This window comes from Bacteroidota bacterium, assembly GCA_039821555.1.
Classification (GTDB): Bacteria; Bacteroidota; Rhodothermia; order Rhodothermales; family Rubricoccaceae; genus JBCBEX01.
In genome coordinates this window covers 265,107-280,605 of the sequence record JBCBNX010000002.1, presented here as the reverse complement: position 1 = coordinate 280,605, position 15,499 = coordinate 265,107, and the positions used below count along the sequence as shown (strand labels likewise).

The 15,499-nt window shown below is 67.8% G+C and carries 10 protein-coding genes; 2 read left to right on the top strand and 8 right to left on the bottom strand.

All coding sequences use genetic code 11. The features are described 5' to 3' along the window. Positions 1 to 6: 6 nt before the first annotated feature. The 6 genes from mnmG to AAFU51_03815 form a co-directional block, all read right to left on the bottom strand. Complete coding sequence (gene mnmG / locus AAFU51_03840; GenBank protein MEO1570378.1) at positions 7 to 1,989, bottom strand: tRNA uridine-5-carboxymethylaminomethyl(34) synthesis enzyme MnmG; 1,983 nt, start codon at positions 1,987 to 1,989, stop codon at positions 7 to 9. 423 nt (positions 1,990 to 2,412) lie between these two features. Further along, positions 2,413 to 3,072, bottom strand: a complete 660-nt coding sequence (locus AAFU51_03835; GenBank protein ID MEO1570377.1) for a CBS domain-containing protein — start codon at positions 3,070 to 3,072, stop codon at positions 2,413 to 2,415. 195 nt (positions 3,073 to 3,267) lie between these two features. Next, positions 3,268 to 4,677: a GTPase HflX gene (hflX, locus tag AAFU51_03830; GenBank protein ID MEO1570376.1), complete on the bottom strand. Its 1,410-nt coding sequence runs from the start codon at positions 4,675 to 4,677 to the stop codon at positions 3,268 to 3,270. 157 nt (positions 4,678 to 4,834) lie between these two features. Beyond that, on the bottom strand, positions 4,835 to 4,960 hold the full coding sequence (locus AAFU51_03825; protein MEO1570375.1) for a hypothetical protein: 126 nt from the start codon (positions 4,958 to 4,960) through the stop codon (positions 4,835 to 4,837). A gap of 414 nt (positions 4,961 to 5,374) precedes the next feature. Then, a complete protein-coding gene (locus AAFU51_03820) occupies positions 5,375 to 7,492 on the bottom strand; it encodes a BatA domain-containing protein (protein MEO1570374.1) in 2,118 nt (705 codons plus the stop codon). A gap of 109 nt (positions 7,493 to 7,601) precedes the next feature. After that, entirely contained in the window at positions 7,602 to 9,293 is a 1,692-nt protein-coding gene (locus tag AAFU51_03815; protein ID MEO1570373.1) for a T9SS type A sorting domain-containing protein, read from the bottom strand. 200 nt (positions 9,294 to 9,493) lie between these two features. Between AAFU51_03815 and AAFU51_03810 the strand changes: the two genes are divergently transcribed. Next, positions 9,494 to 10,318, top strand: a complete 825-nt coding sequence (locus AAFU51_03810) for a class I SAM-dependent methyltransferase (protein ID MEO1570372.1) — start codon at positions 9,494 to 9,496, stop codon at positions 10,316 to 10,318. Positions 10,319 to 10,321: 3 nt separating this feature from the next. Here the strand turns inward: AAFU51_03810 and AAFU51_03805 are convergent, their stop codons facing one another. Continuing rightward, complete coding sequence (locus AAFU51_03805; protein MEO1570371.1) at positions 10,322 to 10,846, bottom strand: DUF1579 family protein; 525 nt, start codon at positions 10,844 to 10,846, stop codon at positions 10,322 to 10,324. 134 nt (positions 10,847 to 10,980) lie between these two features. Beyond that, positions 10,981 to 12,837, bottom strand: a complete 1,857-nt coding sequence (locus tag AAFU51_03800) for an FG-GAP-like repeat-containing protein (GenBank protein MEO1570370.1) — start codon at positions 12,835 to 12,837, stop codon at positions 10,981 to 10,983. 213 nt (positions 12,838 to 13,050) lie between these two features. Between AAFU51_03800 and AAFU51_03795 the strand changes: the two genes are divergently transcribed. Then, positions 13,051 to 15,270, top strand: coding sequence for a winged helix-turn-helix domain-containing protein (locus AAFU51_03795; GenBank protein MEO1570369.1), 2,220 nt, complete (start codon positions 13,051 to 13,053; stop codon positions 15,268 to 15,270). Positions 15,271 to 15,499 lie beyond the last annotated feature (229 nt).

Here is a 15,499-nt window from a genome sequence, read left to right as displayed (position 1 = left end):
GTGCGTCTACGCCTCATTTCGAGCTGTTTCACGGTGCGATGTTTCACGTGAAACATCGGCAGGAGCATCGGCGCCATCGCCAGAAGGCGTCGCTCCCCTCCGCTTGAAGAGCACCATCAGCGCTGAGATGTCAGCCGGGCTGACGCCGCTGATCCGGCTAGCTTGGCCGAGCGTCTCCGGTCGGATCCTAGCGAGCTTCTCCCGCGCCTCCATCGTGATTGCGCCGACCGCGTCGAAGTCGAAGCCCGCCGGCACACGGTAGCGTTCAAGTTGCTGCATCTTCTCGACCTGTGCCTGCTCGCGTTCGAGGTAACCCGCGTACCGGAGTGCCGTCGCAGCCTGCTCCAGCGTCGACTCCAGGCCGGGGCCTTTGGTCACGAGGTGCTGCCGTTCAGTCGCGTCGAGAAGTGCGGCGAGGTTGACCTCGGGGCGCAGCGCGAGCTTGCCGAGCTTCAGCCCCTGCCCCACCGGCGTCGAGCCGATCGATTCGAGGTAGCCGTTCACCTCCTCGGGCCTGACGGACGCGCCCTCGACGGCCGTGATGGTTTGCGCCAGTGCCGCTTCCTTCGCACGCATCCGCGCGAGGCGCTCCTGCGTGGCGAGCCCGAGGTTATGCCCAAGCTTCGTGAGCCGAAGGTCGGCGTTGTCCTGACGCAGCAGCAGGCGGTACTCCGCACGGCTCGTGAACATGCGGTAGGGCTCGTCCGTCCCCTTCGCCACGAGGTCGTCGATCAGCACGGCGATGTAGGCCTGGTCACGGGTGAGCACAAGCGGAGTCTCGTCACGAAGCCGCTGAACGGCGTTGATGCCTGCGATGAGGCCCTGCGCTGCGGCCTCCTCGTAGCCTGTCGTCCCGTTGATCTGCCCGGCGAAGAAGAGTCCGTCGATGGCCTTCGTCTCCAGCGAGTAGCGAAGTTGGTACGGTGGGACGTAGTCATACTCGATCGCGTACCCTGGCCGCAGCATGTGTGCCTGCTCCAGCCCGGGGATCTGTCGCAGCGCCGCCACCTGCACTGCTTCGGGCAGGCTCGTCGAGAAGCCGTTGACGTAAACCTCGTAGGTGCCGCGCCCCTCGGGTTCGAGGAAGAGCTGATGCTGCTGCTTGTCAGCGAAGCGGTCGATCTTGTCCTCGATCGACGGGCAGTAGCGAGGGCCGCGTCCCTGGATGCGGCCTGCGAACATTGGGCTGCGCTCGAAGCCGGTGCGGAGCGTGTCGTGGACGTCCGTGCTGGTGTAGGTGAGCCAGCACGAGAGTTGCCCGTCGGGGAGCGCGTCGCTCATGAAGGAGAACGGCGACGGCTCGGTATCGCCCGGCTGCTCCTCGCAGACGCTGTAGTCGATGGTACGCCCGTCGATGCGCGGTGGCGTGCCGGTCTTGAGGCGGCCGAGTTCGAAGCCGTGCTGTTCGAGGCACGCGCTCAGGCCGACTGCCGCGCGCTCGCCGCTGCGGCCTCCGCCGAACTGCCGCTCGCCGATGTGGATCGTGCCGTTGAGGAACGTTCCACTCGTGAGGATGACGCACGGGGCGTAGAACTCCTGCGCCGTCTGGGTGCGGATGCCGATGGCGTGCTTGCGTCCCCCCCGCTCTTCCACGACTACCTCTACGGCCATGTCCTGCCGGAAGAAAAGCGTCGGGATCGCTTCGAGTTCTTCGCGGACGGTGGCAGCGTAGGCCGCGCGGTCGCTCTGCGCGCGAGGGCTCCATACGGCTGGCCCCTTGCTACGGTTGAGCATCCGAAACTGCACGCCTGTCCGGTCGGTGACCCGACCCATGAGTCCGCCAAGCGCGTCGATCTCGCGGACGATCTGCCCCTTCCCGATCCCGCCGATGGCCGGGTTGCACGACATCCGCCCGATGGCTTCGAGGCTCATCGTGACGAGCAGCGTGCGCGCACCCATCCGTGCGGCAGCATGCGCAGCCTCGGAGCCTGCATGGCCTGCGCCTACCACGATCACGTCGAACGAATGCGCCGAGTCAATGTGAGGCATAGCTAACGATCAAGCTAAAAGACAAGATGTTTCACCGTGAAACGTGTACGTTATAAGCTAAAACCACGCTCGTTTGGGTTGGAATCGTCGGTTCAGCGAGGCTCTTCCACGAAGGCAGCGCACTTCAGATCCCTGTGCGGGGGCTCATAGCTTCGATCCGGGGGCATTTCACCGGGCGGAGCGAGACGATGGGACGAGAAAGCGGAGAGCCGGTGAGATGTGGAATCGTGCTGATTCGTGGCGGTGTAGTTGGCCGAGCTACATGACAACCTCGTGGGTCCCCGCGTACGCGGGGACGACCCGATGAAGGGACCAGGTCACGCCGCTCAGCGAACCTCAAACCAGTGACGATAGCGGACGACGCGAGCGTCCCACGAGGGGGCCGTAGGCGACCGAACCAGTGACCAAAGGTCGCAGGCGGTCCTACAGATCCAGGTAGCGCATGAACTGCTCGACGCGGTACTGCAGCTCCTCGTCGCGCTCTTCCTCGCCGAAGGTGGCGGCCACACGGTAGCCGCGTTGCTCAAGCACAGCGCGGATGCGGCTGCTGTCTGACACATTGAGCTTGAGCGTCACGCGGACGATCCCACTCGGCTCATGCTCGCTTGCGACACTGAGCACCTTCGCGCCGTTCTGCTCGACGACGTAGATCATCTGTCCGAGCGCGTAGTCGCGTTCGGGCATCTCCAGCACGACGATGCTGCCCGCGTCGCCGACGGAAAGCATGCGCGAGAGCGTGTCGAAGAGCGTCGTCCGGCGCACCACGCCGAGCAGCACCTCGTCCTCGTCTACCACGGGGAGCACGTCGAGGTGGTGGCGCATCATCTGGAGCGCAGCCTCGAAGCTGTGCGTGTCCCTGCGAACCCGGACGGGCTTGCCAGCAGGAAGTTTGCCGATGGGCGTCCTAGCACCGGCGTGTTCCATGAGCTGCGTCTCGGAAACAAGCGCGACCAGCCGGCCCTCGGCGTCCACGACGGGGAACTGCTCGACCTCGGCCTCCACCGCTTCGGTGAGGGCGTCAAAGACGGCGTCGTCCGCGCGAAGCGGTTCGAGCGTCAGGTCGAGAAGGTCTTGGACAGTCATGGTGGCTCAGACGGCACACGGAGGCACGTGTTTCGATACCCCCGAGAGCGGGTCAATACTCATGCCAAGCGATCAGCGATGCGCCAGGCGCGAGTGGTGATGGTGGTACGGGTAAGAACTACGACCGGACGCGGCGAAGCTGCAAGGTCTTTCGCTGGCCGATCCTAGCCGAAACGGCCCAGCGCTGGACATCATCTACGCTGAGCGCACGGTGTCGCTCACGAGCGCGTCGGGAATCGCCGTTGCCTGGCCGTCGCCGCTCAGGAGGGCATCGGGACCGAGCGTCGAGACGACGCGGAGGTCGGCGAAGCGGGTGAGCATGCGGTCGAGGTCGTCGGCGTTCTTCGGCGCGACCCGGTAGCGGATCACGAGCGCGGGGATCGCGGTCGAGTCATCAGCCGCGCCCTCCAGGATCGCCGTCACAGGCACTTCCGTGTGCACCTCGGCAACCTTGTGGAGATACGAGCGCTCCTTGCCCGCGCGGACGGGCAGCACGACGGCGTGCTCGCGGTAGTCGGCCTCGATCACGTCGAGCAGTTGCTCGCGCAGCCGATCCAGCCCGATGCCGCGCAGCGCGGAGACGAATGCCGCGTTCTCGTACGACGCCCGGAGGCTCGCCAGCAGGCCGCGCTCCTCCAAAACGTCGAGCTTGTTGAAGACCATCAGCGTCGGCTTGTCGAGTGCGCCCAGGTCCTTCAGCGTCTGGTTGACGACGCGGATGTGGTCTTCGAAATACGGGTGGCTCGCGTCCACGACGTGCAGGAGCACATCGGCCTCGCGCGTCTCGTCGAGCGTGCTCTTGAAGCTCTCGATGAGCTTGTGCGGGAGCTTGCGGATGAAGCCGACCGTGTCCGAGAGCAGCACCGGCTTGTTGGGCGCGAGGAAGGCCTTGCGCGTCGTCGCGTCGAGCGTGGCGAAGAGGCGGTCCTCGGCGTGCACCTTGGCGTCCTCGGCGAGCGCGTTCATCAGCGTCGACTTGCCCGCGTTGGTATAGCCCACGAGCGCGACGCGCGTCTGGTCGGCGCGGCCCTTGCGCTGGGTCGTCCGCTGCCGGTCGATGCGGTCGAGCTTGTCCTTCAGGACGGCGATACGGCGGCCGATGAGGCGGCGGTCCGTCTCGATCTGCGTCTCGCCCGGCCCGCGCATCCCGATGCCGCCCTTCTGGCGGGAGAGGTGCGTCCACTGGCGCGTGAGGCGCGTCACGAGGTAGTCGAGCTGCGCGAGTTCCACCTGTGTCTTGGCCGTCGCCGTCTTCGCGCGTCCGGCGAAGATGTCCAGGATCAGCCCCGAGCGATCTACGAGCTTGCATTCGAGCTCGCGCTCCAGGTTGCGCGCCTGTACCGGCGAAAGGTCGTCGTCGAAAATGACGAGGTCCGCCTTGCGCTTCTCGACGAGCTGCCTCAGCTCCTGCACCTTGCCCTTGCCGATGTACGTCGCGACGGCGGGCGTGGTCATGTTCTGCGTGAGGCGGTCGGTCACGTCCGCCCCGGCCGTGTCGGCTAGGAGTTCGAGTTCATCGAGGCTCTCGTCGAGATGATAGCGGGTCGTTTCGGGCGTCTGGACGCCTACGAGGATCGCGGATTCGCGGGTGGTCTTCGGCTGCAAACGAAAGCGGGTCGGTGGATGAACGGAGGGCGTTTCCGAGAACGTTGCACAAAAGCCGCGCTCTGGAAAGCGTGCCCCTTCAACTTTCTGTGGCGCCTTGGGTTGCGGTTTGGCTGCGACGCCACACGATCTTTGCGCGAGCGGTGAGCTTGGTTGCTCACTCGTTCTCGGCCACCAACCGCTCCAACTCCCCAAACAACGCCACGGCAGCGTCAGGTAGCGCAGCGGCGTTGAGCCGCGTCCCAAGCGATGCATCGCCGATCTCGATCCAAATCTCGGCCACAGGAGCATCATAGGTCAGTGTGATAGGATCGCCCTCGGATGGGAAGCGGATGCCGCAGATTGTCTCGTAGGCAAAGCGGTAAAGAGGACGAACGATCGCAGCAACAGAGTCTGGCTCTACCAACAAAGGGCTTATGGATCGCACCTCCGGTTGACTGGAACCCGAGGTTGGGGACGTGTTCATGGTGAGAGTCATCCACATCTGATCCAGATGGAAAAGCTGCGAGTGGTCGCGACCAGTTCGACTTGCAGTAAGCCCAAACGTGTCAGGAAAATCTGAGGGAAGAGCGCAGGGCGTCTGGGAGGACGCGGGGAGCGCAATCAGCGCGCACAAGAGGGAAAACGAACGATGCATGAGAGAGGGTATTGACCGAGCGCACCCGTTCGAAACCCATTCTCTCCCGCCCTCAAACACTCACACCTGCACACTCTCCGACCGCCACCGCATCGCCACGAGCATCTCGGCGACGAGGAACGCGAGCGCGACCCACAGGAACGTCTTCCAGAGTTCGATGCCCGCACGCTCGGTCTGCAACTGCTCGGCGGCACGTAGGCCCGCACCTCCGGCTGCATCCAGGAGGCGAACAGGTCGGCCTGTGGCTTCGGCAAGCGCGTCGCGAGCATCGGTGGCATCGAGGCGCGTCAGGTTCGACTCGCGGGCGTCGAGGTTCGCGGCGATGCGGCGGAGCAGGGTGTTGCCCTGCCGCACGTCGTAGACGCCGGGCGCAGGTATGGCCTCGGGCGGCACGTCGACGAGCAGCGCGCCCGGCAACGCACGCTGCTCCGGTACCGTCTCCGAACCCACGTCCTCCGGTGCAACGAGCCGGACCGGCGTGCCCTCGCGGACGCCGCCGAGGCGAAGCGTGGCGAGCTCGCCGACCGTGAACCGGGTAGCCTCGTCGTCCTCGTTCTGCGCAAGGTAGAACGCCGAGCGGTAGAGTAGCGGCACGAACAGCCCGCGCACCGAAAAGTCGCTCCACGCTGGGTCGGGCGCGACGGCGTAGACAAGTGCGGTGCCCTGGCCATGGCGCACCTCCTGCAGGAACGGTCGCCCGCCGGGTAGCGCGATCAGCGTTTGCTCGGTACCGCCGCCAGGCGCGTAGGTCGCGGCGAAGAACACATCGGGCTGTTCGAGACGGCGCTGGGTGTCGTCTGCGCTAAAGATGCCGTCGAAGAGCGGGTGCTCGGTGTCCACGCGGTCGAACGAGCCGATGGGCGGGCCGCCCTCCTGTCCCACCGTGCCCGCGAAGCGCCCGCCGCCGAGTGCGCCGAGCAGCGTCGAGAGGTCGCCGGTGTTGTCGCCGGGGAAGACCAGCAGGCCGCCGCCTGCCTCGGCATAGCGCGCGAGCGCCGCGGTCTCGCCTGAGGAGAGCGTTGCCGGGCCGACGAGCACCACGCCGTCGTAGGCGTCGAGGCTGGCGGCGGGAAGCGACGCCTCGGGGATCGTAGTCACATCGAACGCGGTGCGGTCATCCGCGACCGTGAGAGCAAGCGCCACGAGGTCGGCGCGCTGGCCGTCGCCCTGGACCACGAGTAGGCGGCGCGTCGCAGGGACATGGAGCGCGAAGTGACGCACGTCGTCCGCCTCGAAGGCATCGGCCTCGATCTTGACGGTGCCTGCGAGCCAGCCGCGCGTCGGGGGCGTCGCGGTCAACGGGACGGTCGTCGGGACGCCCGGTGCGAGGCTCGCCGCCGTCTCCGCCACGGCCTGCCCGTCCAGGAGGACGCGTACGGCCACGTCGTCAAGCGGCGCGTCAGAGTAGTTCACCAGCGTCGCCGAAAGCCGTACCGGCTGTCCGGCTTCGACGATGCGGCTCTCGACGCGCGCATCGGTCACGGCCACGTTCGCCGAGCGCCCCGCGCCGACTGGTAGCAGCGTCAGCGCGAGGTCATCGGGGATGCCGATGCCGGTGGAGTCGACGAGCGTTGCTTGCTGCGCGTCGGTCACGACTACGATCTCGCGGTTGAGGTTGGCCGCGTCCTCCAGCAGACTTGCCGCCTGCGCGATGGCATTGGTCAGGGTTCGCGCGCCCGGGGCTGCCTCCAACTGCTCAATGGCGTCGAGCGCGGGCTCGGCCGTCGAGAACGAGGCGGGCTGCACGTTCTCCGTGGGCGCGGTCGGGACGAGGACGAGTTCGTCGCCCGGCTCCAGGCTCTCGGCGAGTGCGGCGGCGAGGTCGCGGGCCTGCCCGAGGTAGTCCCCCTGCGCGTCGCGCTGCGTCATCGAGAGGGAGTTGTCGATCACGACGGCCATCGAGGTCGGCACGCGTCCCCCAAACAGCCCCGCCCAGGCACCCTCGACGGCGGGCCGCGCGAACGCCAGCACGAGGCAGAGGATCGCGAGCGTTCGTAGCGCGAGGAGCAGCCACTGCTTGACGCGCACGCGCCGCATCGTCGAGCGCTGGAGTTCCTTGAGGAACGCGAGCGTCGAGAAGTCCACCTGCCGCGGCTTGCGGAAGTTGAAGAGGTGGATCAGCAGCGGGATCGCCGCCGCCGCGAGGCCGAGCAGGACAAGGGGGTTGAGAAAGGTCATGCAGCAGGAACGGCGCGGCGCTAGGGATTCGTGAGCGCGGTGTTGAGGGCAAGCTCGGTCCGAAGATCGACCCCCAACAGCGACGCCGTCCGCCCCGTTCCTCTCACCCTCAGCGCGTCACCGTGAGCCGCCGCGTTTCGATCCGGCCAGCCGTTTCCAGGCGCACGACATAGACCCCCGCCGGGAGCCTGCTGAGGTCGAGGCTGATCGCGTGCGTCCCGGCAGCGCGCGGGCTATCGAGGCGACGGACAGTACGTCCGAGAAGGTCGTAGACCGCCAAGCGTACTGGCGCGGCTTCTGCGAGGCCGAACGTGAGCGTCGCGCGTCCTGGGGTTGGGTTGGGGTAGGCAGCCAGTTCGAGCGGTGCGGGCACGCCCTCGTCTGATTCGGCGTCGACGGGCTGGCCATCGATGGTGGAGAAGAGCGTGACGGTGCCGTTGCTCGCGCGGTTGAGCCAGGCGACGAGGTAGTCGTCGCGCCAGGCTGCAATAGCTGGGAGTCCGGTCTCGGCAGAGCCGAGTTGCTCAGCCGGGCCGAGCGGCTGGCCCGTCTGGTCATAGCGTCGCACGAAGGCCCGGAGGCCCGTCGAGGCGGTGTCGGTCCACGCGACGGCAAACGCCCCGTTCGGACGCACGGCGACTTCGGGGCGGGCGTAAATCTGCCCGCTCCCGTTGCTCACCTGCACGTTTCCACCGACGGGTTGCCCGCTCGCGTCGAGGCGCTGCGCGAAGATGTCGCCCTGCGTCCCCGTCCGCGTGTCGGCCCACACGGCGACGCGCTGTCCCGACCCGTTGCCCGACACGGAGGGCGCGAGGCTGAACGTACCCGTGGGCGCATCGCTGAGGATGACCTCGCTGCCAGCCAGCGAGGCCGTGCCATTCGCCACCGTGGCACGGCGCCCGGCAACGCGGCACGACTGCAGTTGCGCGATCACCTGCTGGCTCTGCACCACGAACTGGTAGGGGCACCGCTGCCAGACCAGCTGCACGTTGCGCCCGGCCGCCGCAACGTCTGGGGAGGTATGAATCTCCTGCTGCGAGAATGGGTCGCCCGGATGCATCATCACCTCGGGCACCGTGGTAATACTCTGCTGCGAGAACGGTGCGACCACGCCGCCTACGACCACGTGCATCACGCTGTTGTCGACCTCCGGGTCGCCCCCGCCGCCGAGGCTGAACCGCCCGTCTTGCACGAGGAGGATATCGCGCTCCGTGAGGGCGATGCGCGGGTTGGCTTCCTCCGAGAGGCCGTCGAACGTCGGCTTGTACTGCACGCAGCGGTCGGTGCCCGGGTTGAGGTCCACGACGCGGCCGTCGGGCGCGATGACGCCGAGCACTGTCTCGGAGCCTTGCTGGAAGCCGTTGAAGAGGTCACGAAGGCCGCCGTGCAGCATCGCTACGTAGAGCGTGCCATCGGGCCCATATTCCAGCTCGACCTGGGCGAGGTAGTCGCTATTCCAGATGTCGGTGCCGAGGCACACGTCCTCTGGCTCGAACGTGATGGGGGCACCGAGCGAGCGGCCGTCAGCCGCGAAGCGCTGCACACGGACGCGCCACTCGTCGAGCGGTTGCGCCTGGACAAAGGCCTCGTAGGCGATGGCGTAGGAACCGTCCGGAGCGACCGCGACCTGCGGGCGGCCCACCGCCAGCGACGTGCGCGACGAGGACGCTGCGAGACGCTGGGCGAGGGCCATCGCATCTGACGGCGTGGTGGACGACGGTAACGCGGAGGGCTGCTGCGCAACCGCCACACTGGCGGGCGTGAGCACGAGGAGGAGCGCGAGAGCAACACGAACAAACATGGCAAGGGCGTGCAACGGTGCGAGAGATCGGTCTACCCTGTCAAGCAGCAGACTCAGACAAAACGGACCACGCCGTCCCACAAGACCACCCCGCGAAACGGAGAATCTGGGAGAACGAGGGCCGCACCTTGACTCACCCGCTCTCATCCGGCACCTTACTCACGGCAACACCGCCTCACCGCAACACGGCTGCACCCGCTTTGGACTACGATCCCGTCAAAGACCGCCTCGGCGACCTCGCCGAGAAGAGCCCCGTGCTCACGAAGGGCTTCTACCGTACGCTCGATCTCGTCTTCCTGCGGGCGTGGTACGTCCACCGCCGCCTCCGCGCGCTCATCGCCCGGCTCCCGCAAGACCGTCCCGTCGACGTGCTCGACGCAGGGACCGGCTTTGGGCAGTACGCCTACTTCCTCCTCCGCGAGTTTCCCAACGTCCGCGTCCACGCCGTGGACATCAAGGACGACTACCTCGACCGCGCCGAGCGGTTTTTCAAACAGACGCCCTACGCCGACCGCGTGAGCTTTGGATGGCGCGATCTCACCGCGCCGCAGCCGGAGACGGACGCCTACGACCTCATCCTCTCCGTGGACGTGATGGAGCACATCGAGGACGACCGCGGCGTCTTCCGCAATTTCCGTCAGATGCTACGACCGGGCGGCTACGTCCTCGTCAACACGCCGAGCGACCTTGGCGGGTCGGGCATCACCGAGGAGGGCCAGGATAGCTTCATCGGCGAGCACGTCCGCGACGGCTACAACGTCGGCGAGCTCTACGGGAAGCTCGACACAGCGGGCTTGACGCCGGTGCTGCACGAGTACACGTATGGGCGCTACGGCTCGGTGGCGTGGCGGCTGCTCGTGAAGTGGCCGATCCAGGCGCTCAACGCCTCGTGGCTGACCGCGCCGCTGGTGGGGACCTATTACCTCGGGGCGCTCCCCGCTGGCCTCGCGCTCAACCGCGCCGACCTCCAGACGCCGAACGAGGAAGGCACGGGCCTGCTCGTCGTTGCGCAGAAGCCCGCGTGAGCGTCACTCGGCTCGCGTGTACGCGACCACCCACATGTCCGTCCACGTCGCGCCGTCGTCGGTCGAGCGCTGCCAGCGCCAGGTGAGCGCGTCGTCGGTTACGTCGGTCCAGGTCATGCGGTTGATCTGCGTCTGGCCTTGGGGGTTCTGGAACGGCGCGGTGCGCACTTCCATCGGCTCGGCGTCGGGGGTGCCGGTGAAGAGCAGGTAGCCGCCCGCGTTGTCCACCCACGTCTGCTTCCACAGTCCGGAACGTGCGTCGAAGACGGAGACGCTCTGCCCCGCGAAGCCCGTGCCGCCGGGCGTGGTGTCCTGGAAGTCCTCGAGGACGACCCACCCGCCGAGCGTCTTAGCGATGGTGTTGGTTCCCTTCCCGTCCGATCCGTCGGCGTTGGTCCAGGTGAGGTCCCAGGTGCCGAGCCAGAAGTCGAGCGCGGCGACCTCGGGCTGAGTGCAGGGCGTGGGCTGCTGCGACGAGGCCACAGGGACGAGCAGCAAGAGGGCGAGGAGTTGAAGGACGTAGCGCATCACGAGCGGAAGGTAGGCGATCAGGTGTCGAGCAAAGAAACCACCCCCTGCTTCTCTCCCCATGAAGGGTCGAGAAGCTGTCTCCCTCGGCGTCAAGGGGGACAGGTCGAGCGAAGCGAGACCAGGGGGTGCCACTAGCGGACCAGCGTGAGGCGCTTGGTGGTCGTGCCGCTGCCGGTTTCGAGGCGGTAGAGGTAGACGCCCGCGCCGAGGCGCTGCCCGGTAGCGTCCGTGGCGTCCCACTCGACGGTGTGCTCTCCGGCGACCTGTGGGGCTTCCACGAGCTTCGCCACGCGGCGGCCGAGGAGGTCGTAGACTACCAGCGTCACCGCGTCGGCCTCGGGGAGGACGTAGCGGATCGAGAGGGCATCCGCCGACGGGTTCGGGTAGGCGGCGTCGAGAGCCAAGCGATTCGGCGTGACCGGCGTGACTGGTTCGCTCGTGACGGGCGTAAGGCTGCCGCCCTCCTCCGCGATCACGAAGCGGTTTACCTCCACGTTCTCGAACACGTCCTCCATGCCCGAGGGCCACGCGATGGTGAGCCGGTCGATCTGCGCGGCATCGCCGAGGCCGAAGTGGACGTAGAGGCTGCTGTGCCCGTTGAACGTGTTCTGCGCCGACACCTCGCGGGTGAGCGTCTGCGCCACGCCGCCGATGGTCGTCTCGGCGCGGAGGATGGTTCCGAGACCCGCGCGGTTCGAGGCGGTGCCTTCGAGCTTGAGTTTGAGCCAGCCACCGGGCGCGCTGCCCTCGCTCGCGTCGTTACGGTAGAGTTTCGTCGCATAGATGGCCCCGAACGAGCGTGGGAAGACGGGCACCGCCACGAGGTCGAGGTCGCCGTCGTTGTCGTAGTCTCCCGCGGACGCGCCGTAGATGCCCATCGTCAGATCGCTGAAGAGCCGGGCGTTGGCGCTGAACGTGTAGCTGGGCGGCCCCCCGTTCTCGTAGAACCGAGCGGGTTGCCCTTGCTCGTTGACGACGAAGACATCGAGGTCGCCGTCGTTGTCGTAGTCGCCCCACACGTTGGCGAGCGAGGCGTCGCTGTCGTTCACGAGCACGCTGCGCGCGATCGGGACAAAGGTGCCGTCGTCGTTGCGGAAGAGTTCGTTGGCGACGTTGCCGTAGTTGGTCACGTAGGCGTCGAGGTCGCCGTCGTTGTCGTAGTCGATGACGTTCCACGTCTGGCCGTCGCGTGCTTGGTCGAGCGGCCCGCCCTCGATGCGCTCGAACGAGGCGCTGCCCGTCTCGGTGAGGAGGTTGCGGTAGAGGTAGTCGCGGTCGATGGTGCCGTTGGCCGGGCCACTGCCGATGAAGAGGTCCTGGTCGCCGTCGGCGTCGTAGTCCATCCAGCGCCCGACGGTGTACGGCGCGAGGCCCTCGGTGACGGGCGTGTCGTCTACGCGCACGAAGCCGCCGTTGCCCGCGTTGCGGTAGAGCGTATTGCTGAGAGGCTGGTCGACCGGCGGGATGAACCCAGCGGGGTTGGCGATGAAGAGGTCGACGAGGCCGTCGTTGTTGTAGTCGCCCCAGGAGCAGGTCCAGCCGCGCGAGTTGGGGTCGGCGCCGAGGCCGCCCGACGTCTGGGTGGCGCCGCTGACGCGGATGAGGCGCCCGCCGTCGTTTCGGTAGATGCTAGACACCGGTGCGCCCGCGATGCAGGCGTCGAGGTCGCCATCGTTGTCATAGTCGGCCCACGACTGCCCGTGGCTCGACGGCCAGATGTCGAGGAGGTCGCCCGCGTCGACGGTCCCGGCAAGGTCGGTGAACGTGCCGTCGCCGTCGTTGCGGAAGTAGGCCCCGGGGAACGAGACGCTGGGGTTGCCGACGTAGAGGTCAAGATCGAGGTCGCCGTCGATGTCGACCCACGAGGCGCCGTAGGAGAACGGGCTGTTGGTGGCGATGGGTGTGTCCTGGATGAGGGTGAACGGCTGGGCCGCGAGGACGGGCGCGAGGAGGAGCGCCAGCGCGGCAGCGTAGCAGAGGCGAGGCATGGGAAGACGGGTTGGTGAACGGGTCGGTCCAAGCCTCGCCCCGATGCCTTGCGGGAGGCCTTCGGAAGCTGTGAGGGAGCTGTGAGGATCGGCTGAGGCGGCCCGTGCACGGCCGTTGGGGCTCGGCTACCGACCGCTCGCGCCACGATCCGCGCAACCTCGGAGCGCCGCGCCGTACGCTCCAGCATCACACTCGGCGGCGCTTGTTCTCCCATGCCCGATCACGCTTCTGCTTCTCGCTCGGCAGCCGTTCTTGGCGACGGCTTTCGCCTCGATGGCTGGACCATCCGGCCGCGTGCCCACGAGTTGGTGCGCGGCACTGAGGTCGTCCGCGTCGAGCCGAAGCCGATGGAGGTTCTCGTCTGCCTCGCAGCGCGCGCCGGGCACACGGTCACGCGCGACGAACTCCTCGACGCTGTGTGGCCGGAGGTCTTCGTCTCCGAGAGCACGCTCAGCCGCTGCGTCTCGCAGCTCCGCAAGGTCTTCGGTGACGACCCACAGGCGCCCCGCGTGATCGAGACGATCCCGCGATCGGGCTATCGGCTCATCGCGCCCGTGACGCCGCTCACGGCGGGCGACGGCCTTGCCACGGCGTTCGACGGCGAGTTCGAGGGCGTCGTCACGCTGGACATCGCGCCGCCCGCCTTGCCTGCGTCCCAGCCGATGTCAGCCGTTCCGGGGAAGAGCCGCGCTGGACGGCTCGGCGTGGTGCTGGTCGGCATGGTTGTGCTCACACTCGCGGCACTCGCGCTCAGCGGTCGTTGGGGCGGCACCACGTTAGAACCGCTGACCGTCACGCCGTTCGACCTCGAACCGGGTGTCGCGTCGAGCGCGGCATGGTCGCCCGACGGGAGCCGCGTGGCCTATGTCCGCCGCTCGGACGACGGAGGGCGCCCGACGGCCGCGCTGCTCGTCCGCACCTCCGCCGACACGCCGCCGCTGCGCCTGGACGACGGCACGGCCTACGTCGCTGCCCCCGCGTGGTCGCCCGACGGTATCGAGATCGCGTTCGTCCGCTGCGCCGACGCGGGGTGCCGCCCCTATGCTGTGCCCGCGCTCGGCGGTACGCCTCGCCGCCTCGCCGAGGTGCTCGTGAGCCCATCCGGGATCGCCTGGCTGAGCGACGGATCGCTGGTGGTCGCCCCCCGCCCTGCCGAGGGGGAACCGGCGCCTCTCGCTCGCCTCGACCTCAGCACGGGTGCCGTCACGCCGCTCACGGCTCCGCCTGCCACCGCACGCGGCGACTGGATGCCGACGCCCTCGCCCGACGGTCGCTGGCTCGCGTTCGGGCGGCGCACGGTAGCGGGCGGGCAAGACCTCTATCGGCTCGACCTCGCTGACCTAGACGCACCCCCTGAGCGCTTGACCCGTGACGACGCCGACCTCGCGGGTGTCACGTGGACGCCCGACGGTCGTGCGCTGCTCCTGTCGTCCAACCGCACCGGCGTCTACGCGCTCTGGCGGCTCGATCCCCGCCGCCACACGCTCACACCCGTGTCGAGCGTGCCCGCGCGCGACCCTGGTGGCCCGGCGCTAGCCGGCGAGGCGCTCATCTTCGAGGAATGGCTGTTCGAGATCAACCTCTGGCGCTACGATCTTGCCGATCTCGAAGCGGAGCCCGAGCGGCTCGTGGCCTCGTCCGCGTGGGACATGCACCCGCACTATAGCAAAGGTGGCCAGGGCCAGGCCGGTCGCCTCGCGTTCGTTTCTAACCGCAGCGGCCCGCCTGAACTGTGGCTCGCCGACGCCGACGGCAGTCGAGCGCAGCGCCGCACGCAGTTCGACGGCCCTGCCGTGGAGTCGCCCCGGTGGCATCCCGACGGGCGGCGGCTCGTCGTGCAGACACGCCAGGACGAGCGCGCGGTGCTGATGCTGCTCGACGCCGAGGGCGGACCGCCGCAGCCACTCACCACGCTTGATGCCGATGCCCGCCACCCGCGCTGGTCGCAGGACGGTACGTCCGTGCTCTTCGCTTCGAATCGCGGGGGCACGTGGCAGTTGTGGCGTGTTGCAATTGAGGGCGGAACGCCGGAGCGCATCCCGGGCACGGCCGGCGCCATCGTCGGCGCTGAGGGACCCGACGGGGCGCTCCTCGTCGCGCGCTACGGCGAACCCGGCCTATGGCGCATCGACCCGGACAGTGATAACAACCCGGACAGCAGGGAGGCGACTCCGTTGCTGGCCGACCTCGCCGATCCGCTCGCGTGGACCGTCGCGGACGATGCCTTGGTCTACCTCGCCCAGAGCGACTCGGCGCAGGCGCTCGTTCGCTGGGAGCCGGGCTCGGGGCAGCGCACCGAACGCGTGCTCCCCTCGGTGCAGCAGCTGCCTGGCACGCCCGTGCTCACGGCCTCTGCGGACGGTACCGTCGTCGTGTTCGCCCAGGTCGATCACGTCGAGAGCGACCTCGTGCGCGTGGACGGCTTCAAGTAGAAGGGTGGACGTGTGCAGGTATGAAGGTGTGGACGTAGGAGGCGAGCGGCCTCTGAAGCACGGAGGTACGGAATCACCGAAGCACTGACGCTGGGCTAGATAAAGTCGCGATCTCCCCCGGATTGAGAGCGGTATCGTCACCGTGTACCCCCTTCGCGGACACTTCGCCTCGGGTGGACGAGCATTTCGAGCACGGGCGGTTGGCGGGCCGAAGGGAGCAGGTTAGATT

Coding starts and splice junctions, on each gene's coding strand:
- AAFU51_03820 (MEO1570374.1), bottom strand. CDS start 7,492: ATGACCTTTCTCAACCCCCTTGTCCTGCTCGGCCTCGCGGCGGCGGCG.
- AAFU51_03800 (MEO1570370.1), bottom strand. CDS start 12,837: ATGCCTCGCCTCTGCTACGCTGCCGCGCTGGCGCTCCTCCTCGCGCCC.
- AAFU51_03805 (MEO1570371.1), bottom strand. CDS start 10,846: ATGCGCTACGTCCTTCAACTCCTCGCCCTCTTGCTGCTCGTCCCTGTG.
- mnmG (MEO1570378.1), bottom strand. CDS start 1,989: ATGCCTCACATTGACTCGGCGCATTCGTTCGACGTGATCGTGGTAGGC.
- AAFU51_03795 (MEO1570369.1), top strand. CDS start 13,051: ATGCCCGATCACGCTTCTGCTTCTCGCTCGGCAGCCGTTCTTGGCGAC.
- AAFU51_03835 (MEO1570377.1), bottom strand. CDS start 3,072: ATGACTGTCCAAGACCTTCTCGACCTGACGCTCGAACCGCTTCGCGCG.
- AAFU51_03815 (MEO1570373.1), bottom strand. CDS start 9,293: ATGTTTGTTCGTGTTGCTCTCGCGCTCCTCCTCGTGCTCACGCCCGCC.